At 36.0% G+C, this 23925-nt stretch carries 18 protein-coding genes; 11 read left to right on the plus strand and 7 right to left on the minus strand.

Annotated elements, in window-relative coordinates; translation table 11 throughout:
- Nucleotides 1–59: 59 nt before the first annotated feature.
- Nucleotides 60–569 (minus strand): hypothetical protein, encoded by a 510-nt coding sequence (locus DVK85_RS01105; RefSeq protein WP_114676664.1) that lies wholly within the window; start codon nt 567–569, stop codon nt 60–62.
- A gap of 240 nt (nt 570–809) precedes the next feature.
- Between DVK85_RS01105 and DVK85_RS01110 the strand changes: the two genes are divergently transcribed.
- The 4 genes from DVK85_RS01110 (at nt 810) to bglX (ending at nt 6009) form a co-directional block, all read left to right on the plus strand.
- Complete coding sequence (locus tag DVK85_RS01110; protein ID WP_114676665.1) at nt 810–1070, plus strand: hypothetical protein; 261 nt, start codon at nt 810–812, stop codon at nt 1068–1070.
- 170 nt (nt 1071–1240) lie between these two features.
- A complete protein-coding gene (locus DVK85_RS01115) occupies nt 1241–2338 on the plus strand; it encodes an SGNH/GDSL hydrolase family protein (RefSeq protein ID WP_114676666.1) in 1098 nt (365 codons plus the stop codon).
- Nucleotides 2328–3722, plus strand: a complete 1395-nt coding sequence (locus DVK85_RS01120) for a sialate O-acetylesterase (RefSeq protein WP_114676667.1) — start codon at nt 2328–2330, stop codon at nt 3720–3722. Before DVK85_RS01115 ends, DVK85_RS01120 begins: the two co-directional genes overlap by 11 nt.
- A gap of 4 nt (nt 3723–3726) precedes the next feature.
- Nucleotides 3727–6009 (plus strand): beta-glucosidase BglX, encoded by a 2283-nt coding sequence (gene bglX / locus DVK85_RS01125; RefSeq protein WP_114676668.1) that lies wholly within the window; start codon nt 3727–3729, stop codon nt 6007–6009.
- 279 nt (nt 6010–6288) lie between these two features.
- Here the strand turns inward: bglX and DVK85_RS01130 are convergent, their stop codons facing one another.
- The 6 genes from DVK85_RS01130 to DVK85_RS01155 all read right to left on the minus strand — a co-directional run bounded on the left by DVK85_RS01130 (nt 6289) and on the right by DVK85_RS01155 (nt 15626).
- Nucleotides 6289–7245: a glycoside hydrolase family 5 protein gene (locus DVK85_RS01130; RefSeq protein WP_114676669.1), complete on the minus strand. Its 957-nt coding sequence runs from the start codon at nt 7243–7245 to the stop codon at nt 6289–6291.
- A 2-nt stretch (nt 7246–7247) separates the two neighbouring features.
- Nucleotides 7248–8489: a glycoside hydrolase family 27 protein gene (locus tag DVK85_RS01135; RefSeq protein ID WP_114676670.1), complete on the minus strand. Its 1242-nt coding sequence runs from the start codon at nt 8487–8489 to the stop codon at nt 7248–7250.
- Nucleotides 8490–8601: 112 nt separating this feature from the next.
- Nucleotides 8602–9624 carry an IPT/TIG domain-containing protein gene (locus DVK85_RS01140; protein WP_114676671.1) on the minus strand — a complete coding sequence of 341 codons (1023 nt, stop codon included), beginning with the start codon at nt 9622–9624 and terminating at the stop codon, nt 8602–8604.
- A 20-nt stretch (nt 9625–9644) separates the two neighbouring features.
- The gene (locus DVK85_RS01145) at nt 9645–11246 is read right to left on the minus strand and encodes a RagB/SusD family nutrient uptake outer membrane protein (protein WP_114676672.1); all 1602 of its coding nucleotides are present in this window, start codon (nt 11244–11246) and stop codon (nt 9645–9647) included.
- A 12-nt stretch (nt 11247–11258) separates the two neighbouring features.
- A complete protein-coding gene (locus tag DVK85_RS01150; RefSeq protein ID WP_114676673.1) occupies nt 11259–14453 on the minus strand; it encodes a SusC/RagA family TonB-linked outer membrane protein in 3195 nt (1064 codons plus the stop codon).
- Nucleotides 14454–14750: 297 nt separating this feature from the next.
- Nucleotides 14751–15626: an AraC family transcriptional regulator gene (locus tag DVK85_RS01155; RefSeq protein ID WP_114676674.1), complete on the minus strand. Its 876-nt coding sequence runs from the start codon at nt 15624–15626 to the stop codon at nt 14751–14753.
- 189 nt (nt 15627–15815) lie between these two features.
- Between DVK85_RS01155 and DVK85_RS01160 the strand changes: the two genes are divergently transcribed.
- From DVK85_RS01160 to DVK85_RS01190, 7 genes are all read left to right on the plus strand, one after another.
- Nucleotides 15816–17006 (plus strand): glycoside hydrolase family 26 protein, encoded by a 1191-nt coding sequence (locus DVK85_RS01160; protein ID WP_114676675.1) that lies wholly within the window; start codon nt 15816–15818, stop codon nt 17004–17006.
- A gap of 5 nt (nt 17007–17011) precedes the next feature.
- On the plus strand, nt 17012–18406 hold the full coding sequence (locus tag DVK85_RS01165; RefSeq protein WP_114676676.1) for an MFS transporter: 1395 nt from the start codon (nt 17012–17014) through the stop codon (nt 18404–18406).
- A 38-nt stretch (nt 18407–18444) separates the two neighbouring features.
- Entirely contained in the window at nt 18445–19638 is a 1194-nt protein-coding gene (locus DVK85_RS01170; protein ID WP_317048256.1) for a glycoside hydrolase family 130 protein, read from the plus strand.
- Nucleotides 19638–20813, plus strand: a complete 1176-nt coding sequence (locus DVK85_RS01175) for an AGE family epimerase/isomerase (RefSeq protein ID WP_114676677.1) — start codon at nt 19638–19640, stop codon at nt 20811–20813. Before DVK85_RS01170 ends, DVK85_RS01175 begins: the two co-directional genes overlap by 1 nt.
- Before the next feature lie 47 nt (nt 20814–20860).
- Nucleotides 20861–22096: a glycoside hydrolase family 26 protein gene (locus DVK85_RS01180; protein ID WP_114676678.1), complete on the plus strand. Its 1236-nt coding sequence runs from the start codon at nt 20861–20863 to the stop codon at nt 22094–22096.
- Between the two features lie 12 nt (nt 22097–22108).
- Nucleotides 22109–23440 (plus strand): glycoside hydrolase 5 family protein, encoded by a 1332-nt coding sequence (locus DVK85_RS01185; RefSeq protein ID WP_114676679.1) that lies wholly within the window; start codon nt 22109–22111, stop codon nt 23438–23440.
- Nucleotides 23441–23624: 184 nt separating this feature from the next.
- Nucleotides 23625–23885, plus strand: coding sequence for a hypothetical protein (locus DVK85_RS01190; RefSeq protein ID WP_114676680.1), 261 nt, complete (start codon nt 23625–23627; stop codon nt 23883–23885).
- Nucleotides 23886–23925: the final 40 nt, after the last annotated feature.

The following is a 23925-nucleotide window of genomic DNA, read 5'->3' on the forward strand; positions in this document are numbered from 1 at the left end:
ATAAAAAACAAAAACCACCGAATTAATGGTGGTTTTTAAACTACTAAAAAACTAAAAATTTATAGTACAGGCGCATCATACCAATCGGATGATGACGAGCAAGAAGGATAATATCCTTTTGCTGTATGAATTACAACTTTCCATTTAAAACATACTGATGGTAGCTGCGATGGGTTAACTTCTATTGCAGGAATATTAGTAGCGCTTGTTATAACATTTGGCAATGCTATAATGGTAGGACTCCCAATATCACTATTTAAATCTTCACAGTCGTCTATAGGCTGAAGATGAACTTCTACTACATAAGGTTTATTAGGCTTATTTAAGTCAATAGCTTTTAATCCAAAATTAAGAACTTGATTGTTAAGTCCGCCAGACATATCTATACTTAACGTACCTGAAACAAAATTAAAGCAACTGTCGTCTGAATTTTTACCTAACCTCATTTGATAGGATGCTTCAGTATCATTTGCAGTTAATATATTTTGCTCTTCTGTTAGAATTGTATCATCGGTAGAACAAGATACAAAAAATAACATGGTCGCTAAAAGTAGATAAAATTTATTCATTATTATAAATGTTTGATATTGAGACAAATGTAAAACAGCATAATTCAAATAATAAATAAAACCCTAAAAAAACGTTTAAAAGACTTTTATTTTCGATGAAATACAGGAAAGAGAAGATCAATAGTCAATTATATACGTCAAACAATTATATAAATATTCTTAACTCTCTAATTTTAAATGTAAAAATTAGGTTAAACAATAAAAAAACACTAACTTTAGTTAATTCAAAATCAAAAGATTATGGGTGAAATTACTTCTAATAATGGGTTACCATTAAACAGCAATGCAATGCAAAATTATTATGGCGATATAATGCCATATGAAGATCCTGCAATCGTTAATCCAAACGAACTTGCAACCTTTCCGAAACAGATTGTAAAAGATGATGTATATCACAATCGCCATCAACATCATTCATTACACAGTAAAGCAACACCTGTACGGGATGGAAGAAACATAACACGTACTGATAACCATGCTGAAAGCAACGGTTTTATTTAAAAAAAGAAAAACATAATAAAAAGCAGGAGATACTAATTAGTATCTCCTGCTTTTTTGTTTAACAATAGAAATATGTTATAATTTAAACTAAAAATCATATCGTTTTTTGACATTATAATACAAAGCGTAAACTTCGTTTTTAAGTACATTTACTTTTTTAACTACACAAAATGCATTATTTTAAAAAAATCACATTTCTTTTCTTAGCATCTGCTATAGCTATAGCTTGTATTGAAAAAGATAACTCAGAAAAAGAAACCTATGTTGTAAAAGGTCGAATAGAGAAACAAGACGATAAAATCATACTTATCGGTTCAGCCTCATCAGTATCATTTAGCTTTAGCGGAGAGCAATGTATCTTACACTTAGAGGCTCAAGATACTTTTGAACATCACAATTATATTTCATTGGTACTCGATGGCAAATATATTGGTAGACAGCGCATAGAAAACGGAGCAGGAACCTACCCCGTGACTGTAAAAAGTAACGACAACGACAGTCATACACTAACTGTTTATAAAGCTACAGAAGCAGCTAACGGCAATATTATTTTTTCGGGTGCTGATGCCAAACTTATGGCAACCCAAGTAGTCACTAAGAAAAAAATAGAGTTTATAGGCGACTCTATTACCTGTGGTATGGGGAACGATACTGAAGAGATTCCCTGCGATACAGCCGAATGGTATGATCAGCATAACGCTTACTTTGCCTATGGCCCTGTCGCGTCGCGAAAGCTCGATGTTGATTATATGCTGAGTTCTGTTTCGGGTATTGGTATGTACCGTAACTGGAACGATGAACATAAAGATGAGGCAATTATGCCCGATGTATATGAAAACCTATACTTAAACAGAGAAAACACAAAACCTTACGACTTTAGTTTTAACCCTGATGTTACTTGTATAGCGCTGGGTACAAACGATTTTTCTGATGGTGATGGCACAAAACCCCGTTTACCTTTTAATGAAGATAAGTATGTAAACAATTATATCGTATTTGTAAAAATGCTGTACAGCCATAATCCTGATACACAAATAGTATTACTGGACAGCCCAATGGTAAACGGCGAAAAACTGGACACTTTCCGTAAATGCCTTAACCGTGTAAAAGACGCTTTTAAAGATGATAAAGAGTACAAAGCGATTAAAATATTCCATTTTAATTCAGTTACTCCACATGGTTGTGGTTATCACCCAGATATCAATGATCATGCTATTATGGCATCGCAGCTTGTACCTTACCTAAAAAACACTTTGAATGAAGAATAATAGTTTATACCTATTTGCAATAATTACCCTGCTTATAACAGGTAATGCTATGGCAAATATAACCTTGCCCGCTTTTTTTGCAGATAACATGGTATTGCAACGCAATACCACCGTAAAAATATGGGGTTGGGCAAACCCAAAAGAAGAAATTACATTAACAGCAAGCTGGATTAAAGATACCTACACTACTACCGGCAATAATGAAGCCTATTGGGAAATAGAAATACCTACTACCAAGGCCGGAGGTCCTTATACAATCAACATAAAAGGATATAACCAAGTAACATTAAATAATGTAATGCTTGGCGAAGTTTGGTTATGCTCGGGACAATCGAATATGGAGTGGACAGCCAGTGCTGGACTCGACAATGCCGAAGCCGAAATTGCTGCTGCCAATTACCCTAACATACGCCTCTTTACGGTGGGTAAAATGAGTAGTGAATATCCTCAACTTGACGTTAAAGGAAACTGGCAGGTATGTACGCCCGAAACCATGCAATATTTTAGTGCAGTAGGTTACTTTTTTGCTAAAACGCTAAGCGAAGATTTAAAAAATGTACCCATTGGAGTTATCAACTCCAGTTGGGGAGCAACGGCAGCCGAAGTATGGATACCTGCCAATTATATAGCAAATGACCATATATTGGCAGAAGCTGCCACAAAAATACCTCAGGAATCAGAGTGGTGCCCTACTAAACCAGGACGTACCTATAATGCTATGATAGCCCCTCTGGCAGGCTTTAAAATTGCAGGTGTGTTATGGTATCAAGGCGAAACTAACGCAAATTCAGCAGTATATAACAAAACGCTGGGCGGACTAATAGAGTCTTGGCGTACTGCTTGGGCAGATGATTTCTCTTTTTACTATGTGCAAATAGCTCCTTTTAAATATGAAGGTGGCGAATATCAAGGTGTAATTGTGCGCGATGCACAACGCCGTTTACTAAATGAATCTACCAATACTGGAATGGTAGTTATAAGCGACGTAAGTACTAATGAAGACATACACCCTCGCAATAAAAAACCTGTAGGAGAACGCTTGGCTAATTTAGCGTTGAGCAAAAATTATAAAAAAGATAAAGGTATTGTTAGTAGTCCTTTATTCGAAAGTGCTACTGCAAATGGTAAAAAAATAACGGTTCATTTTAAAAATAATGAAGGCTTACATACTAAAAACAAAAAAGTAACACTTTTTGAAGTAGCTGGCGAAGATGGTGTTTTTCATCCTGCAAAAGCTAAACTAAAAGGCGATACTATAATTGTATCTTCTAAAGAAGTAAAAACACCTAAAAAGATACGCTTTGCATGGCATAACGTAGCACAGGCTGACCTTTTCAATAAAGCAGGTTTACCTGCCTCATCTTTTATGGCACAAATAAAATAAACACATGAAACAAACATTTTTATTGTTGGCTATGCTAACCCTAGGTTCGGCACAGGCACAAAAAAACAAACCAATGAATAAAGAACAGGAAATAGAGCAAAAAGTAGATGCGCTCTTAGCTAAAATGACCCTTGAAGAAAAAGTAGGGCAAATGAATCAGTATAATGGCTTTTGGGATGTAACAGGACCATCGCCAAAAGAGGGTAATGCTGCCTTAAAATATGAGCATCTTCGCAAAGGCTGGGTAGGCTCTATGCTTACCGTGCGTGGTGTAAAAGAAGTACGTGCCGTACAAAAAATTGCGGTTGAAGAAACCCGATTGGGCATTCCGCTTATCATTGGTTTTGATGTAATACATGGCTATAAAACATTAAGCCCTATACCCCTTGCCGAAGCTGCAAGCTGGGATATGGGAGCGATACAAAACTCTGCCACCACAGCAGCCTCAGAAGCTGCTGCAAGCGGAATTAACTGGACATTTGGTCCTAATGTAGATATATCTCGTGATGCCCGCTGGGGGCGCGTTATGGAAGGTGCAGGCGAAGACCCATTTTTGGGTAGTAAAGTAGCCGAAGCCCGTGTTAAAGGTTTTCAGGGTAGTAACCGTAGTGATTTAGGCTCTCCTCTTACTATTGCTGCCTGTGCCAAACACTTTGCCGCTTATGGTTTTGCCGAAGCAGGTCGTGATTATAACACTGTAGATATTAGTAATGCCACATTATACAATACTGTAATGCCACCATTTAAAGCAGCTAAAGATGCTGGTGTGCGTACTTTTATGAACGCTTTTAATATACTTAATGGTGTGCCTGCAACAGGCAACAGTTTTTTACAGCGTGACATATTAAAAGGTAAATGGGGTTTTGATGGTTTTGTAATAAGCGACTGGGCATCTATCAGAGAAATGATAGCACACGGCTATGCCGAAGACGGCGCCGAAGCTACACTTAAAGCGGTAAAAGCAGGTTCTGATATGGACATGGAATCGCATCTTTACATTGCCGAATTAGTAAAACTGGTATACGAAGGTAAGGTCGATATTGCTTTAGTAGATGATGCTGTACGCCGCATACTGCGTGTTAAGTATGAGTTAGGATTATTTGACGACCCATACAAATATTGCGACGAGAAGCGTGAAAAAGCCACTATTGGTAGCAAAGCCAATAACGAGTCCGTTTTGGATATGGCTAAAAAATCTATTGTATTACTTAAAAACGAAAATCAATTATTACCACTTAAAAAGAAAGGGCAAAAAATTGCACTTATTGGTGCTTTAGCCGATGATAAAACAAGCCCGTTAGGCAGCTGGAGAATAGCCTCTGATGATAATACCGCAGTATCGGTATTAGAAGGAATGCAACAATACAAAGGTAACGAGCTGGTATATGAAAAAGGTGCTGATTTAACGGTAGGCAAAACTACTTTTCTTGATGAGTTAGTATTTAATACTACAGACAGAAGTGGTTTTGAAGCTGCTAAAAAAGCAGCTAAGGAGGCAGATGTAGTAGTTATGGTACTGGGCGAGCACGGTTTCCAGAGTGGTGAAGGGCGTAGCCGTACTAACCTTGACCTACCGGGATTACAACAAGAACTATTAGAAGAAATATATAAAGTAAATCCAAATGTTGTTTTGGTATTAAACAACGGTCGTCCGTTAGCGCTGCCTTGGGCAGCCGAAAACATCCCTACCATTGTAGAGGCATGGCAATTGGGTACACAAACCGGTAATGCAGTAGCACAAGTACTGTATGGCGATTATAACCCAAGTGGTAAGCTCCCTATGAGTTTTCCGCGTAATGTGGGGCAAGTACCTATCTACTATAACCAACATAGCACAGGACGCCCTATAAATAGTGATAACAATGTATTTTGGTCACATTATAGCGATGTGGAGAAAACACCTCTATTTGCTTTTGGTCATGGGCTTAGTTATACTACTTTTAAGTATGGCATTATACAACTTGATAAGAAAGAATACAGTAAAGGAGAACCTGTAAAAGTAAGCGTTGACATTACCAACACAGGTAACTATGATGGTAAAGAGGTAGTACAACTTTATATAAGAGATATTGCAGCCAGCCTGTCGCGCCCTGTAAAAGAACTGAAAGGCTTTGAAATGGTTTCGCTTAAGAAAGGAGAAACCAAAGCCGTAACCTTTACATTAACCGATAAAGAACTTGGTTTTTATAATAACGAAGGAGAGTATCTTGTAGAGTCAGGTACATTCAAAGTATTTGTAGGGACAAGTTCTAACAACGTACAAGAAACAACTTTTAAATTGAGGTAATTTTTTTCATACATCTATTTTATTTTGAAAAGCATTGGATATTATTATTCAATGCTTTTTTTTATTACTATTATTTTGACAAACCAACAACCTATTAGTTGTCAAATAATTGAAACTATTAACCTCATTGTACTTCGTTTAGAATGACACTTTTTGAGCCAGTCCCTTTTACCTCTACTTATCTCATACAACCAAAGAACTTATGTTATATACAAAAAGAAACCCCGTACGCATTCGTACAGGGTTCCGCCCAAAATTACAAAACTAACTCAACTTAATCTATTTATTCAATTTTCTTAAGTAAGCACGGGTTTTTAAGCCGCTCTCTTTAATATCTTTATCTTTCCAATTCCCAATAGACTTAGCCGATTTTTTGAGTACGCTACACGTCTCATCTTTATCAGATACTGACCATGTTATCCAGCTCAGTCCTCTATCTTCCATCCAGTTTACCCAGTTGTCCCATTCTGCTTCGTCTAGTGGTCCGTCGCCTGTAGCTTCCATACCTGCACTTTCTGATATAAATACAGGTAATCCTTTTGCCAGTGCGGCATCAGTACGGTCGCGAAGGTATTTACCATGGGTAGCTGCATAAAAGTGTACGGTGTACATTAAATTATCAAAACCTATAATAGGGTCTTCGGCAGGCAGGTTAATATCCTGATCCCAATGTGGGCAACCTACTAATATTATATTATTAGGGTCGTTTTTACGAATTACTTTTATTACCTCTTCACTATAGGCTTTTACATCTGCCCAGCTTTCATCGTTAGGTTCATTAAAAACTTCGTAGATAACATTGGGTGTATCGCCGTACTCTTTTGACATTTCATCAAAAAAGGTTTTAGCTTCTTTCAGGTTTATATTATGGCTATGAAAATCGATAATCACATAAATACCACTTTCAATAGCACCATCAACTACAGTTTTTATTTTAGCCTTACTATCTTTAGGACTACTATTATAGCATTTATCATCTGCATCAACACCCATTGCAGCACGCACAACATTTACATTCCAATCATCTTTTAACCATTGTACTGCTTGCTTGTTATAAAATCTTGGCCAGAAATTATGCCATCCAAAACTCATGCCACGCAACATTACATGCTCTCCATTTCTATCTACCAGTTGTGTGCCTTTTACACCTAGTTGCCCATGCTCTTTTACAGGCTGTGCATACCCGATAGCTGTAAGCAATAGTACAGCAAAGGTTATTTTAAAAAGTTGTAACATAATTATTTCTTTTTTGTAAGTCTAAGAGCTACTACATCATGAGAAGCTATTTTGTCTTTAAATGCTTTTTTAGTAGTACTCGCTTTTTTATTTTTCCAAATATTTTTAATAGTATAAGCTATATTACTAAAATCGGCAGTAAGACCGCTTAAATCGTCTTTTATGATATGTTTTGCCCAATCAAAATTTATTTTCTTTTCGGCATCGCTGCGGTTCAGGAACGTTACAGCCCAATCACCATCACTTAAAGGTTTTACCCAAACTTCGATACCATCTTCAGCAGAGTATTTAAAACCTTGTATGCCTAGTTTATCCTGATTAATGGCTATCATATCTTTATTGGTAAGAATACTCAATGTTTCTTCGCTCATGCTTCTGAAATCATTTCCTGCAATAAGCGGAGAAGCCATAAGACTCCACATGGTAAAGTGCGAACGATCTTCGGCAGCAGTCATACCATTACCTACTTCAAGCATATCAAAATCATTCCAATGGTCGGGTCCCGAATACTTGCGGATGCCTTTTCGCATCTCTACAATTTTCATAAAACCCCAAGACGACCAATTTTCTGGATGCTTGTACTCACAATCAAAACAAGGGTATATATCGCCAGATATCCTCCAAAGGTTACCTACAGGCTCAGCCCACTCCCACGGGTCGTTATCTCCCCATTCACAAAGACTAAAAACAATAGGCTTTCCTGCTTTTTTTAATGCATTACTCATTGTAGTATATGCTTCTTTTGCTGTTATACCCTCAGTATTACACCAGTCATATTTAAGAAAATCTATACCTAGTGAAGCATAAAATCGTGCATCTTGATATTCATATCCACGAGTACCAGGATATCCGGCACAGGTTTTTGTACCTGCACAGTTGTATAAGCCAAACTTTAACCCTTTTGAGTGTACATAATCTATAAGCGCTTTCATTCCGTTAGGGAATTTCTCAGGATCAGGTACTAAATTACCATCAATATCTCTTTCGCGGGTCATCCATCCATCATCTAATACTATGTAAGTATACCCTGCATCTTTCATACCAGAGGCTACCATTATATCAGCAGTTTCTTTTACCAATTTTTCATCTATATGTGTTTCAAAAGTATTCCATGAATTCCAGCCCATAGGTGGTGTCATGGCAAGCCCTTCAAACTTTGTTGGTTCTTGTTTATAAACATTACCCTGTGCTAAAACAGCAATTATAGGAATTATGCAAAAAAGAGTACTTATAATTTTTTTCATGTGTACTTGTTACTCAAATTTTATGTAGTTAACAGTAAAAACATTCCCCGAACTAAAAGTCTAGGGAATGTTATACAAAAAACAACTTTATAAAGTTTAAGATTTAAATTTATTATTCGGCTACTGTAAACCCTATATTATCAAAATAGTAGTTATGGGCTTCGCCACTAAATTCTTGGAATGAAATATTTTGCAACGCTTCTGGCATACCGCCTAGTTCTTCCCAAGTAAAAGTGTAGTCTACCCACTCAGTACCTGTTTCAAAAGAAAAGTTATCATCTCCCCAGTTGTTACCATTAAAAATAAGTACTAGTTTACCAGCATCATCAGAACGAACTGAGAAATGAATACCTGAATATTGCGAAATCTGATCATCCCAACCCCAATTTCCTTGTATATTATCCCAGCCTGATATCTCTTTCTTGATAAATGTTGTTCCCTGAGCTGCTTTAGCCAAGTCAGTTATATACTCATGGTTATTCCATTCTTCTATATCCCATGGTGCATAAAAAGCATCATCATAAATTGCTGTTCCTACAGCAGTACCCCATTGTGAATCTCCAGAAATAGTTGTTACTGTTAAATACTTTAAATTCGAATCTGCTGGCATTATAGCAACAATTTCGGTTAAGGTACTAGAAACTATTTGTGCCTCTACTTCTCCAACAGTTACTACAGGATCTAAAAAGTATGATCCGTAAATCGTAATTTCTTCACCTTCGGCAGCATTTACAGGGTTAAAACTTAAAACCTCTGGTGCTGGTGGCGCTACTACAAAATTATATATCGCTGTACCTCCATCTGTAACTACTTTTAGTTCATCAACAGTATCTGCATAAGGTGTATCTCTATCAATAGTTACTAAAATCACTTCATCTGTAACTAGTGTTGGGTTAAAATAAGTATCGGTCTCATTAAAATATATTTTTTGAGTTCCAGTAAAACCTTTACCCCTAACAATGTACATGTTGTTAGCATACCCCTGCCCTACAAGAGAATCGTTTTGAGCAAGACTAACACTCTCTATAACAGGTTGTCCACCCGTTGCTGCATCATCATCACTACATGATGCAAATAATGCTATTGCGAATACCGTAAGTACACCCAATATTGCTTTTAATTTAAATTTTTTCATACTAATTAATTTTTTAAAAATTATTCAAATGTATATGGTACGGGTGGTTCTAGTAATAAAGGATTTTTAGCCACATCATTATCAGGGTATGGTAAGTAAAAATCAGACTCATCAGGCGTAAAATATTCAGCAGTAAACATATTACCTCTGTTTTGTGCCCCCATAATAGCTATTGCTTGTGCTCTTGGTAATCTACCTAAGTCAAACCAATAATCACCTTCAAAGCAAAGCTCACGTCTTCTTTCTGTAAATAACTCATCAAATGTAATATTGGTAACCGCAGCTAATCCTGCTCTTGTTCTTACTGCATTAAATGATGCTAGTGCAGCAGCATCAGATGTACTACCACCTCCTGCCATAATAGCTTCGGCATGAATAAGTAATAAATCTGCATAACGCATTATATAAGTATTATTTTCCATCATTGCCCATGCATCTACACTTCCAGTTTGATCACCATTTACTATACCAATACAGTATTTTTTAATAGCTGCGCCTGCACCTTGCCCACCAATATCTTCAGCAGCTGGTACTGTAAATCCTACAGCCGGAGTAGTTGCACCGTCTAATAATACTTTTATATTAGGGTATTCATCACCTGGAAGCATAATGGTTGATTTTCGTCTTACATCACCTGCTTCATAAAGGTCAAGAACGTCTTGAGAAGGAGCAAACACACCACCATAACTAGCATTAGATGTAGTTACCAAGGCATTACTTATACCAAACTGTGTATTACAGTTATTAGCAGAACCATAGTTACCGTCTGTTATCCATTCTAATGCAAATATTGACTCTTCGTTATCATTATTAGGATAGGTAAATAAATCTCCAAATGATTTGGCAGGAAGTTGATCGCCTCCTAGTAACTTAAATTCGTTACTGTTTATAACCTGCTCTGCCATTTGTCTAGCCTCTGTATATTTTTTCTCATACAGGTACACTTTTGCGAGCATTGCTTTTGCCGATCCTTTAGACACACGCTTATTAGTCGAATAGTTAGCTGTTCTTACTTTATCATACAGTAATTCAGTTGCTTTTTGGTAATCACTTTCTATTAACTGATATATGTCTTCTATCCTATTCTTATTGATTATAGGATTATCAACAAAATCAAGATTGTTTTCTATAATAGGTACATCTCCCCAAAGCCTTACTAAGTAAAAATAGGCTGTAGCTCTCATAAAATAAGCCTCACCAATTGTATTATCTAGTATTTCTGGATCTATATCACCACTAACACGGTCTGAAAGGAAATTGATAATAGAGTTTGCCTGACCTACGTTTGCCCAAAGTGAGCGCCATCCGTTTGCAAGCTCACCATCACTACCATTAATTGAAAAGTTACGCATGGCGTTCACATCACTAGAATTAGTGTACATATTACCCGAACCTACTTCGGCAACGGCATAGAAAAACTTGTTGTTGAACTGAAACCATGTACGAGAATACATACCATTTGTAGCTGACTCTACTTGTGCATTAGAAGTGTAATAATTATCTAAGCTAATCTGATCTTCTGGTGGTCGATCAGTAAAATCTTCGGAGCATGAGGTAAAAACTGTACATATTAGTACCAATGTTAGCACTTTATATGTGTAAAGGAATTTATTCATTTTCATTTTTTTTATTTTTTAAAATTCTACATTGATACCAACTGAATATGTTCTTGGTGTAGGGTATCTTCCGTTATCAATACCTGTTAGCAGCTGGTTTTGGTTAAACGAACCTACTTCTGGATCATAACCACTATAGTTTGTTAGTGTAAGTAAGTTTTGTACACTTCCGTAAACTCTTACTCTCGACATCTTTGCTTTAGATATAAGTTCGCTTGGTAAGCTATATCCTAGTGTTAGGTTTTGTATTCTTAGATACGAACCGTCTTCTATATAACGAGTAGATATTTGATTATTTGCTGCACTTACACTTGCTACCGGTCTTGGTATATTAGTATCTGTGTTATCAGGAGTCCAATAATTCATCGCATCTGCTAAAGCATTTTGGTATAAACCTGAATTTGCAGTGCCATTTCTTTTTGTTAGGTTCATAAGGTCATTACCGTAAGATCCTTGCACGAATATAGAAAGGTCAAAATTCTTATACTTAAAGTTATTCGTAAAACCAAAGGTAAAGTCAGGGTGTGGGTTACCAATAAATGTTCTGTCATTAGCATCTATAACACCATCCTCATTAACATCCTTATACTTAACATCTCCTAGATAAGTTTGTCCAGCAGCCTGACCTACACTATTTCCAAATTGTATTGGAGCACTATTCAAATCATCTATATCGTTAAATATTCCTTCTGCTATATATCCATAAAACATTCCGATTGGCGAACCAACTTCAGTATTAGTCACATCATACGATATATATCCATTAATATTTGTAGATTGTACTAGGTTTAAGCCGTCCTGTATTGCTGTTAATTCATTTTTATATTTTGAAACAACAAGGGTGGAATTCCAAGAAAAATCACCTGTGCCTTTTGTTCTATAGTTTAATGTGATATCAACCCCTTTGTTTTCCATCTCACCAATGTTAGAGTAGGGGGCATCTTGACCGCCGTACTGACCTCCGCCACCTGTAAGATAATCAGGGAATGGTACCTGAAACAAGAAATCTTCTGATACTTTCTTATAAAAATCAAGATTAACTGCAAGACGTGAATCTAAAACGGTAAAATCGATACCAAGATTGGTTTGCTTCATAGACTCCCAAGTCAAATTAGGATTTGGGAAGTTTGAAGGTAAGAATCCTGAACCAATACTTGAGTTTTGCTGTGCTAAAAGTGCGCTATATTGATTATTCGGGATTTGCTGATTACCTGTTTCTCCATAACCAAGCCTGAATTTAATATTATCTATATATTTACGAGTACCTTCCATAAAGTCTTCGTTAGATAATTTCCATGATACTGCTACTGATGGAAAATACCCCCATTGATTATCAGTAGTAGGGTCAAATTTAGAAGAACGGTCACCACGATATGAAGCAGATAATCCGTACTTATTATCAAAATCATAAATAATACGACCAAAGAAAGAGTATAGAGCAGCACTACCTTGGTAACTTGTTACTTTACTTTGCGAAGGGTCTGCAAGGTTAAGTCCGTACACAGAGTTTGTTTGAAAACCTGTTGCTGTAGCCGTTATACCTTCCCAGTGGCTATCATTAGCTTCCTGCCCTACAAGTACTGTAAACTTATGTTTATTGATTGTTCTATCATAAGTAAGTAAATTTTTAAAGTTAATAGAGTACCAGTTTTGTCTTCTTTCAATAAGGTCGGCAGAAGTGTTTGTTTGTGCTCCCCAATTGTATGATGGTGTAAAATCAGTATGTTCAGAAAACTCCGTATTAGCACCAAGCTCTACTCTATATTTTAATCCTTTTATTATTTCTGCTTCTGCAAAAACATTACCTAAAAAGTTCTTTCTTACTAACTTATTATCTTTAGAAAGTACCTCAGCCACAGGATTAAAGTAGTTTACATTTTGACTAGTATCCTCAGGCCCGGCAAAAGAACCATCTGCATTTCTTACTGGTATATCAGGTGCTTGTAGTAAAGTATTAGCTATAACTCCCTGAAAACTTTGGTTTACCGTTAGTTTTTCATTAGTAATACCTGCATTCATATTAGCACCAACCTTTAACCAGTCTTTAACTTTAGAGTCAAGATTTAAACGTGTTGTATACCTCTTATAACCAGAACCTAGCAATACACCTTCTTGATCTAGAAAACCTCCAGAAAGATAGTATGATGTAGTTTCGCTACCTCCTGAAAATGAAAGCTGGTGACTTGTAGAGACTGCCGTTCTATATACTTCATCTTGCCAGTCAGTACCATTACCTAATAATTCAGGATTAGCAAATTCAGGTCGAAGTTGATCTTCTCCGACTCCAAAAAGCAAGCTCAACTCATTTTGATACTGAGCATACTGACGCAAGTTCATTACATCTAACTTTTTATAAATACTCTGTGCAGAGGTATACCCTTCATAACGTAATTTTCCATCGCCTTTTTTACCCGACTTAGTTGTTATAATAATAACCCCATTAGCACCTCTAGAACCATAAATAGCAGTTGCCGAGGCATCTTTAAGAATGTCTATAGACTGAATATCGTTAGGATTTATCATAGAAAGCGGGCTCACAGCATTGTTACCTGCTCCTCCACTAGAATCAAACCCGTCACTTGCCATTGGTCTCCCACTCATCGATTTCCCAGTAGCATCACCAGATACAGGCACGCCATCAATAATATAAAGTGGCTCATTAGTACCCGATATAGAAGTAGTACCACGAACCCTTATAGATACTGCTCCGCCTGGCTGTCCTGAGTTATTACTAACAGAAACACCTGCTGCTTTACCCTGTATCATTTGGTCTACAGTAGTTTGTTTTAGATTCTCTATATCTTTAGTACGTATTGTAGATACCGCACTGTTTACATCGTCTTTCCTTTGAGTCCCATAACCTATTACGACTACCTCGTCTAGAACTTCTACATTTTCGGCAAGAGTTACATTTATAATCGCTCTTCCATTTACTGCTATTTCCTGAGTAGAAAAACCAATAAACGTATAAACAAGAGTAGCATCAGTAGCTGTGCTGATGGAGTATTTACCCTCAATATCAGTAGACACAACCGTAGCTGTACCCTTTACCGTAACGTTTACCCCCGGTATAGTCATACCACTATTGTCAGACACAACCCCTGTAACAATACTTTGTGCCTGTGCGGAGGTTATCCCGAAAAGAAACAGGAGGTAAAACAGGGTCTTTCCCCGTGTTATCCAAGAAGTGAAATAATGTAGTGTATTCCCCATAATAAATTTGTGTTTGTTAGTTACTAATTCCTAAATAAATGACGCATTAAATTTTACAATCAACAATTTTAAAGTTCATTTATTGACAAAAACAAATTTATAGGAGATGTTAAGTGTTTGTTAATATTATTTTATCATTTATTGATAATATTTCCTCTAACGTTTTCGGAGATATTACCCTACTCATTATTTTTTTACAAAAAAACCTTAATAAACCATTAAACAGCAAGGATTTTTAAGCATTAAAGCTATAATTTAACTATATAACTTAGTTGTATTTTTTTTACACTTATTATACTATAAAAATCGTTTCATACCATAAAACTCTTCCCTATATTGGCTAGGAGTAGTATTTTTAACGCTCTTAAATATTCTATTAAAATTAGCAATATTATTAAATCCAGACTTAAATGCTATCTCCGAAATACTCAGATCTTTCTCTACAAGCCATCGGGCAGCATAGCCTACCCTTATATCATTAAGATAATTTACAAATGTTTTACTTGTTCGTTTTTTTATAAAACGATTAAATGATACAGGACTCATACTAGCAACATCCGAAACTTCGTCAAGCGTTATTTTTTCAGAAAAATTCTTTTGTATATATTCATACACTAGCTTCATTTTATCGTCATCTTCAAAAGTATCATAATCCACCGTGTAGGTAGACAGTAATTGCTGATTGCGCGAATTTGCCATATCATGTAGTATCGAAATTATTTCAAGAAAATAATCCATACCATCTAGTTTAGATATACGCACAAGTCTATCAGCAAGCTCGGCACCAACCTTTTCAGAAAACAGTATTCCATGATTAGCCCTATTAAACATGTCTTTTATAGGCATCATTATTCTACGTGATAATAATGAGTCATTAAATAAATCATTATGAAACTGTATTGTTATTTCATGTATTTTTTTATTTATACATCTATTAAGTTCCCAACCATGATAGAGATTAGGACCTACCAATACAAGTTCAATATCATTTATTTCATCTATATGGTCGCCCACTATACGTTTCACACCTTTTCCGTTAAGTATAAAGTTAATCTCATATTCAGGGTGATAGTGTATAGGGAAATCAAAACTGTCTTTAACCCTGTCAAAAACAAGGAAACTATCTCCCTTAGTTAAGGGCGGTATCTCTCTATGAAACTTATTTGTACTCATTTTAAGGTTTTTCTTTGCAATTATATGATATAATTTTGATAAAATAATATTAAGTTAAATTTAAGAGTAAATTTATCTTTGACATTATCAAAAAAGTGTTTATAAAATTACACACTTAAAAATTAATCGTGAAATTATTTGAACATTTCACAACAATAGCACTTTCTATATAAAGCAGATACAATTAATATGAAAAAAAACATCCCTATACTCTTATTAGCACTATCTCTTCTTTTTAGTTGTAAAAAAGCTACACAAGAGGAAGAACAGAAAAAAGAAGAGGCTACAACCAAAATAGCACCCATTGATAAAAATGCTACCAAAGAGACCGTTTCATTATACCAAAACTTATTTAAGCTACGTGAAAAAGGTTATATGTTTGGACATCAAGATGACCTTGCCTATGGTGTGAACTGGAAATATGAAGAAGGTAGAAGTGATGTAAAAGATGTAACAGGCGACTACCCTGCTATATATGGCTGGGATATAGGTCGTATTGAGGATAATGCAGAGAAAAACCTTGACGGTGTTCCTTTTAATAAAATGCGCGAATTTATAAAGCAAGTGTATGATAGGGGTGGCGTAAACACCATAAGTTGGCATGTAAACAACCCGTTTACTGATGGTGACTCTTGGGATAATACTCCTGGTACTGTAGCAGCTATACTACCTGGTGGTGAGCAACATGAAAAATATAAAGGCTGGTTAAATAATGCTTCTAATTTTTTCCTTTCTTTAAAAGGAAGCGATGATAAATTAGTACCTATACTTTATCGTCCATATCATGAATTTACGGGTGATTGGTTTTGGTGGTGTAAAAATACTACAAGTCCCGAACAGTTTAAACAACTATGGGAGTTTACAATTACCTATTTTGAAGAAAAAGGAGTACATAACCTTATATATATATACAATACTTCGAGTGCTAATGTAAATTCTAAGGCAGATTTTATGGAATATTACCCTGGCGACACATGGGCAGATATGGTAAGCTATGACATATATCAAGGTGGCGAAAGTGCTGAAAAAACGGAAAAATTTATTACAGATACTAAAAAACTAACGGCTATTATAGACGAAGTAGCCCAAGAACACAATAAACTTTCGGCTATTGCCGAGACAGGTTTTGAGCAAATACCCTATGAAAAATGGTGGACAGAAACACTAGCACAATCAATAGGCAATCATAAAATATCATTTGTATTAGTATGGAGAAATCATGGTTGGAACGAATGGATGAATCCTCCAAAAATGCATTATTATGCACCTTACGATGGTCACCCATCAGTTCCTGATTTTAAAGACTTTTATAATCTTGACAATACGTTGTTTCAAAGTAATGTAACTAAATTCAACCTTTATAACACAGCCAAACCTTAAACCAAATGCAGAAAAAAATAAAATTAAGCGAAAAAATTGCTTACGGGTTTGGTGATGCAGCTTCCTCTATGTATTGGAAGATATTCAGTATGTATCTATTATTTTTCTATACTGATGTATTTGGGCTTGCAGCCGCTACGGTAGGTACTATGTTTTTGGTAACTAAAATTTGGGATTCACTTTTTGATCCTTTTGTAGGTGTATTTTCAGATAGAATACAATCGCGCTGGGGTAAGTTCAGACCATTTTTATTATGGATGGCTGTACCTTTTGCAGTAATAGGTATGCTTACATTTTATACCCCAGATGTAGATACTAAAAGTAAATTAGTATATGCCTATGTAACCTACTCTGCTATGATGATGGCATACTCGCTTGTTAATGTTCCATATGCATCACTTTTAGGAGTAATGTCGTCCGATGGTAAAGAGCGTACCACATTAGCAACTTTCCGTATGGTATTTGCTTTTGCTGGAAGTCTAGTAGCACTTTGGGCTATAGAACCATTAGTTATTTTATTTGGAGGAAGTTTAACCTCCCCTACCGGATGGTTTTATACACTCATAGTATTTGGGGTAGTAGCTACACTTCTATTTTGGGGCTGCTTTGCTGGGACAAGAGAACGCGTAAAACAAATTAAAGAAGAAAAATCATCACTCAAGCAAGACATATCAGACCTTCTTTCAAATAAAGCATGGCTGGTTCTTGTAGGTGCGGGAGTTGCTACTATACTTTTTAACACAATAAGAGATGGTGCTGCCATATACTACTTTAAATATGTAGTAACTGTTCCTGAAGAAAAGTACTTATCATTTTTTAAAAACATAGGCATGTCATTAACGGGTTTATACTTGGTAATAGGACAAGCTGCTAATATTATAGGAGTAATAATTGCCACTCCAATTGCTAATAAAATAGGTAAAAAACGCACTTTTTTGTCGGCAATGTTTTTAGCAGCTGTATTTAGCGCTGCATTCTATCTATTACCATCAACTGGTATAATGTTTATTATGATATTTCAATTTATCATAAGTATTTGTGCCGGATGTGTATTTCCTCTATTGTGGTCTATGTATGCAGATAGTGCCGATTTTAGTGAATGGAAAGAAGGACGAAGAGCCACGGGCTTGCTTTTTTCTGCATCATCCATGTCACAAAAACTAGGATGGGCTGTTGGGGGCGCTGTAACAGGATGGCTACTCGCTTATTATGGTTTTGAAGCTAATGTCGTTCAAACTGCTTTCACAAAAACAGGCATACAACTAATGCTCAGCTTTCTACCTGCAGCAGGAGCAATTATATCTATGCTTTTTATGTTTTTATATCCACTTAGCGAAGAAAAACTGAAAGTAATATCTAGCGAACTAGATGAACGCAGGGCTACAAAAGAATCCAATTAATGGAAAAATAAATTATAGAAGAAAAATATAACTAATCAATGGAAGATACTACAATGGCCACGTTATTCGAAACTCGTAAACAAACTGTTCAGTCACAGCATGAAGCGTTGTTAGGGAAGAAAAACAATCCAGTTGCAGAAGCAGGAAATGGAATTTTTAAGCGCTATGTAAACCCGGTGGTTACTGCTGCTCATACTCCTTTAAATTGGAGATTTGATTTTAATGAAAAAACCAATCCGTTTTTTCAGGAACGTATAGGAATGAATGCTACCTTTAATGCAGGTGCTATAAAATGGAATGGAAAATATATTATAGTGGTTCGTGTAGAAGGGGTTGACAGAAAGTCATTTTTTGCTATTGCCGAAAGCCCTAACGGAGTAGATAACTTCGAGTTTTGGGATAAGCCATGTGTAATACCTCAGTTAGAAGAGCCAGACACTAATGTATATGATATGCGTCTTACACTACATGAAGATGGTTGGATATACGGAATATTTTGCACGGAGCGTAAAGACCCTAATGCTCCCGCAGGCGATACTAGTGCTGCCATAGCTAATGCCGGTATAGTACGTACTAAAGATTTAGTAAACTGGGAAAGACTACCTGATTTAATATCTAATACAGGACAGCAACGTAATGTGGTATTGCATGCAGAATTTGTAAATGGTAAATATGCTATGTACACGCGTCCGCAAGATGGTTTTATTGATGTAGGTAGCGGTGGCGGAATTGGTCTTGGTTATATCGACGATATGACAAACCCAGTAGTAAATGAAGAGAAAATTATTTTTGGTAAAGAATACCACACCATATACGAGCTTAAAAACGGTTTAGGTCCTGCGCCTATAAAAACTGAAAAAGGATGGCTACACCAAGCACATGGCGTGCGTAATACTGCCGCAGGATTACGCTATACTATATATCTTTTTATGACAGATTTAGAAGATCTTACCAAGGTTACTCATAAACCTGCTGGTTACTTCCTTGCTCCTGAAAATGAAGAACGTGTGGGCGATGTTTCTAATGTATTGTTTGGTAATGGTTGGATTGCAGATGAAGACGGTACTGTTTATATTTACTACGCATCATCTGATACGCGTATGCACGTAGCAGTATCTACTGTAGATAAATTGGTAGATTATTGCATCAATACACCCAAAGATACTTTTACATCGGCAGGCTCAGTACAAACCATTATAAAACAAGTAGAAAACAACAAAAAATTATTATAATGGACAACCTAAAGCCAGATATGTACAGCGAATTGCTTTCTATTTTAGATTACTGGAGTAGCAATACCGTTGATGATAAAAATGGAGGTTTTATAGGTACAATAGATTATAATGATAATAAAGATTATACAGCCGAAAAAGGTTCAGTATTAAATGCCCGCATACTGTGGGCATTTTCTGCCTCTTACCCTATTACTAAAAATGCTAAACATCTTGCCATTGCCGAAAGAGCATATGCATACATCGTCAGTAGTTTTTACGATACCGAGCATGGCGGTATTTTTTGGAGTGTAAATCATAATGGCACGCCAAAAGACACCAAAAATCAAATATATGCCTTAGCTTTTGTTATCTATGGGTTATCAGAGTTTTATGCAATATCAAAAAATGAAGATGCATTACAACTGGCTATAAAACTATACCATAAAATAGAAGAACATAGTTTTGACCCTATACAAAAAGGATATTTCGAAGCATTTACTCAAGACTGGCAACCTATTGAAGATTTGCGCTTGAGTGATAAAGATGCCAACGAGAAAAAAACAATGAATACGCACCTACATATAGTAGAAGCCTATGCTAACCTATATAAAGTATGGAAAGACGATGGGTTAAAAAAGAGTATCCAAGGACTTTTAACTATAGTTGACAAACACTTTATTGATACTGAAACAGGACATTTAAGACTGTTTTTTAGTGAAGACTGGATAGAAAAAAAAGATGTACTATCCTACGGGCACGATATTGAGGCAGCTTGGCTACTACAATGGTGTGCTGAAGTTATTGAGGATACTAACCTTATAGCTATTTATAAAAAACACGCTATTAATTTAACCAAGGGCAGTTTAGAAGGTGTTGATAAAGATGGCGGACTTTGGTATGAGCTTGACATACATACCAATGAAATGATTGCCGAAAAACATTGGTGGCCACAATCGGAATTTATGATTGGGTTGGTTAATGCATGGCAACTTACCGGAGATAAAAACTACCTAGAAATAGCAGAAAAAAACTGGGCATTTGTTCAAAAATATATTTTAGACAAACAGAATGGCGAATGGATATGGGGGATAGATGCCAACTATAATAAAATTGAAAAAGACAAAGCTGGTTTCTGGAAATGTCCTTATCATAATTCACGTGCTTGTATAGAATTAATACAACGACTTGTATAGCGCATTTTAACTGTTGCAAATTTCACCTTATTTAATTGATGTTGATTATGAAAATGAATTTTATCAAGATAGCCGCAATAGCTATATCTATTTCTTTTACAAACTGTTCTTCTAGTGATAGTGGTTATACTGGCATAACAACTACTGACCCTGTTACCGAAGACCCCACAGAAGAGGTATTAACTCCCGAAAATGTGCGTAGTTATATGGCAGACCCTAATGCTACAGAAGAAACCGTTGCACTTTTTTACAACCTGAAAAAATTACAAAAAACAAAATACCTAGTAGGACAGCAAGATGCTTTTTCGAGTTTTTATAATGATGTTGCAGGCGAGTCTGATATTAAGAAAGCTACGGGGCACGACCCTGCACTTTTAGGGTCAGATTTTATGTTTATAACAGATGATCAAAATAATAACGAAGCTTCTAACTGGTTTTACCAACAAGAGCTACAAATAGCAGCCGATGCCATAGAAGCCTATGATAAAGGTATGGTAAACATATTTGCATGGCATTTAAGAGAGCCTTATGAAGGTGTTACTTTTTATGCAGATGATATGACCGATTTCCAGAAACAAAATGCATTTGCAAGTATTTTACCTAATGGTGAAAATCATGAGTATTACAAATCAAAACTAGACAAAGTAGCCGATGTTTTAAATAATCTTAAGGGCACAGATGATAAATTAATTCCTGTAATTTTTAGACCATGGCATGAGTTTGATGGTAACTGGTTTTGGTGGGGCGCTAATTACTGTACACCACAGCAATATAAAGAAGCATGGCAATTTACCGTTGAGTACCTGCGTGATACTAAAAATGTACATAACGTTTTATATGCTTTTTCTCCAGACAGGACTTATACTACCGATGCACAATACCTGAGCCGTTACCCTGGTGATGAATATATTGATGTTTTAGGAATGGATAACTACGGCGACCTTGCTAATGGTACTGATGGTGTAACAGCAGCAAACAATAAACTAAAAATGGTATCTGACCTTGCTAAAGAAAAAGTGAAAATTGCTGCAATGACCGAAACAGGTTACAGAGTTACAACTTCTACTAGCCCCATAGATGGTTTCTTTGCTAATAATATTTACAAATCGATGACCGATAATAATGTAGAGCTGGCTTTTGTAATGTTTTGGAGCAACAATCAAGATGGTTATTATGTACCTCCTGCTGGGCAGCCTAACACGCAAGATTTTATAGATTTTACAACTAAAACAGAATCATTATTGGTAAATACCTTACCTAATATGTACACTATTTCAGAATAAATATATACAACCATGAAAAACATAAAACTATTAGTCTGTCTTGTAGCTCTTCAGCTTGTTACCTCTTGCGGAGATAATAAAAAGAAAGAAGAATCTACTGAAAATAAAATCGAACAGGCTACTATAGAAAGAATAACTGTAAAAGGAACAGAGTTCTATAAAGGCGACAAACCCTATCGTTATATAGGTACTAACTATTGGTATGGTTCACTATTAGGAGCTAAAGAAGGTGGAAACCGTGAACGTCTTACCGAAGAGTTAGATATAATGAAAGCCAATGGTATTGATAATCTTCGTATAATGGTGGGTGCAGAATCGGGTAAGCAAGATTACACTGTTACCCCTGCCCTACAGCCAGAACAAGGTGAGTATGACAATAACTTGCTTGATGGGCTAGATTACTTACTTAACGAAATGCGTAAAAGAGATATGCATGCTGTGCTTTACCTTACCAATAACTGGGAATGGAGTGGCGGTATGGCACAATATTTAGAGTGGAACGGGAAAGGCAAACTGCCAAACCCTAACATTGCGCCTAATACATGGCCACAGTTTATGGAATATACTAAGCAGTTTCATAGTTGCGAGCCTTGTATAGAAGCTTTTAACAATCATATTAAGTTTATACTTGGTCGTAGTAACGCCTACAATAACGTAAAATATACAAAAGACAATACTATTATGGCTTGGCAGGTAGCCAATGAACCAAGGGTGTTTACAGCCGATAATGAGGAGAAATTTACCAAATGGCTTACGGGTGTAGTTAACCTAATAGATAGTTTAGACAGCTACCACCTTATCTCTACAGGTAGTGAAGGTAAAGCAGGATCGGCAGATGATATTGCTATTTTTGAACGCACCCACAACAACCCAAAAATAGATTACCTTACCATGCATACTTGGCCAAAAAACTGGGGCTGGTATGACCATAATAACGCAGAGTCAACCTTACCAGTAGCTATTGATAATGCATTAGAGTATATAAATAATCATATTACATTAGCCGAAAAAATGAACAAGCCTATAGTATTAGAAGAGTTTGGGCTACCTAGAACAGGAGAAAGCTTAGATAGGCAATCTTTTACTAAAGAAAGAGATACTTTTTATAAAGCTATTTTTGATAGGTTAGAACAGAGTGCAGCACACAAAGAGGCTTTCGCTGCTGTAAACTTTTGGGGGTTTGCTGGTACTGGCAAAAACGACCCTAACAATGGCAAGTGGGATAAAGGAGAAGATTATACTACCGACCCACCACAAGAACCACAAGGTCTTAACTCGGTTTTTGCTTCTGATACCTCAACCCTTACTATGATAAAAGAATACAATATTACGCTTAATAAATAAGTATACATTTAGAGATTTTAAAAGACAAAACTCTTCTAAAAAACATCTTAATTGATGTTTTTTAGAAGGGTTTTCATATTTAATACAGCTGTTAATCATGCGTTAAACGTCTATCTATTGTAATAGTATATTAGTAACTTTATGCTATTACAATAACAATTTTATTAACTACAAAAATACTATTATGGCTATTGAGAACGAAAACAATAAACAAAACGCTTCTGTAGGAAACAGCAAACCAAAAAATAACATCCCACCATCAGATGACCCTGCAATAATAAACCCTAAAGAGTTAGCTACATTTCCTAAGGAGAAAAAAACCGAAAATCCTGATCTTGATGAAGAGCGAGACAGTCATTTGGCTAACAAGGTAAGATCAGAAGAAAGAAGGGGGCGTAATATTACCAAAACAGGTACCATGCCAGATGAAAACGGATTCATGTAAATAGATTATTTTATTTCGATAAGAAGAAGGAGCTATACGC

It is taken from the genome of Flavobacterium arcticum, from assembly GCF_003344925.1.
Classification (GTDB): domain Bacteria; phylum Bacteroidota; class Bacteroidia; order Flavobacteriales; family Flavobacteriaceae; genus Flavobacterium; species Flavobacterium arcticum.

Coding starts and splice junctions, on each gene's coding strand:
- DVK85_RS01105 (WP_114676664.1), bottom strand. CDS start 569: ATGAATAAATTTTATCTACTTTTAGCGACCATGTTATTTTTTGTATCT.
- DVK85_RS01110 (WP_114676665.1), top strand. CDS start 810: ATGGGTGAAATTACTTCTAATAATGGGTTACCATTAAACAGCAATGCA.
- DVK85_RS01115 (WP_114676666.1), top strand. CDS start 1,241: ATGCATTATTTTAAAAAAATCACATTTCTTTTCTTAGCATCTGCTATA.
- DVK85_RS01120 (WP_114676667.1), top strand. CDS start 2,328: ATGAAGAATAATAGTTTATACCTATTTGCAATAATTACCCTGCTTATA.
- bglX (WP_114676668.1), top strand. CDS start 3,727: ATGAAACAAACATTTTTATTGTTGGCTATGCTAACCCTAGGTTCGGCA.
- DVK85_RS01130 (WP_114676669.1), bottom strand. CDS start 7,245: ATGTTACAACTTTTTAAAATAACCTTTGCTGTACTATTGCTTACAGCT.
- DVK85_RS01135 (WP_114676670.1), bottom strand. CDS start 8,489: ATGAAAAAAATTATAAGTACTCTTTTTTGCATAATTCCTATAATTGCT.
- DVK85_RS01140 (WP_114676671.1), bottom strand. CDS start 9,624: ATGAAAAAATTTAAATTAAAAGCAATATTGGGTGTACTTACGGTATTC.
- DVK85_RS01145 (WP_114676672.1), bottom strand. CDS start 11,246: ATGAAAATGAATAAATTCCTTTACACATATAAAGTGCTAACATTGGTA.
- DVK85_RS01150 (WP_114676673.1), bottom strand. CDS start 14,453: ATGGGGAATACACTACATTATTTCACTTCTTGGATAACACGGGGAAAG.
- DVK85_RS01155 (WP_114676674.1), bottom strand. CDS start 15,626: ATGAGTACAAATAAGTTTCATAGAGAGATACCGCCCTTAACTAAGGGA.
- DVK85_RS01160 (WP_114676675.1), top strand. CDS start 15,816: ATGAAAAAAAACATCCCTATACTCTTATTAGCACTATCTCTTCTTTTT.
- DVK85_RS01165 (WP_114676676.1), top strand. CDS start 17,012: ATGCAGAAAAAAATAAAATTAAGCGAAAAAATTGCTTACGGGTTTGGT.
- DVK85_RS01170 (WP_317048256.1), top strand. CDS start 18,445: ATGGAAGATACTACAATGGCCACGTTATTCGAAACTCGTAAACAAACT.
- DVK85_RS01175 (WP_114676677.1), top strand. CDS start 19,638: ATGGACAACCTAAAGCCAGATATGTACAGCGAATTGCTTTCTATTTTA.
- DVK85_RS01180 (WP_114676678.1), top strand. CDS start 20,861: ATGAAAATGAATTTTATCAAGATAGCCGCAATAGCTATATCTATTTCT.
- DVK85_RS01185 (WP_114676679.1), top strand. CDS start 22,109: ATGAAAAACATAAAACTATTAGTCTGTCTTGTAGCTCTTCAGCTTGTT.
- DVK85_RS01190 (WP_114676680.1), top strand. CDS start 23,625: ATGGCTATTGAGAACGAAAACAATAAACAAAACGCTTCTGTAGGAAAC.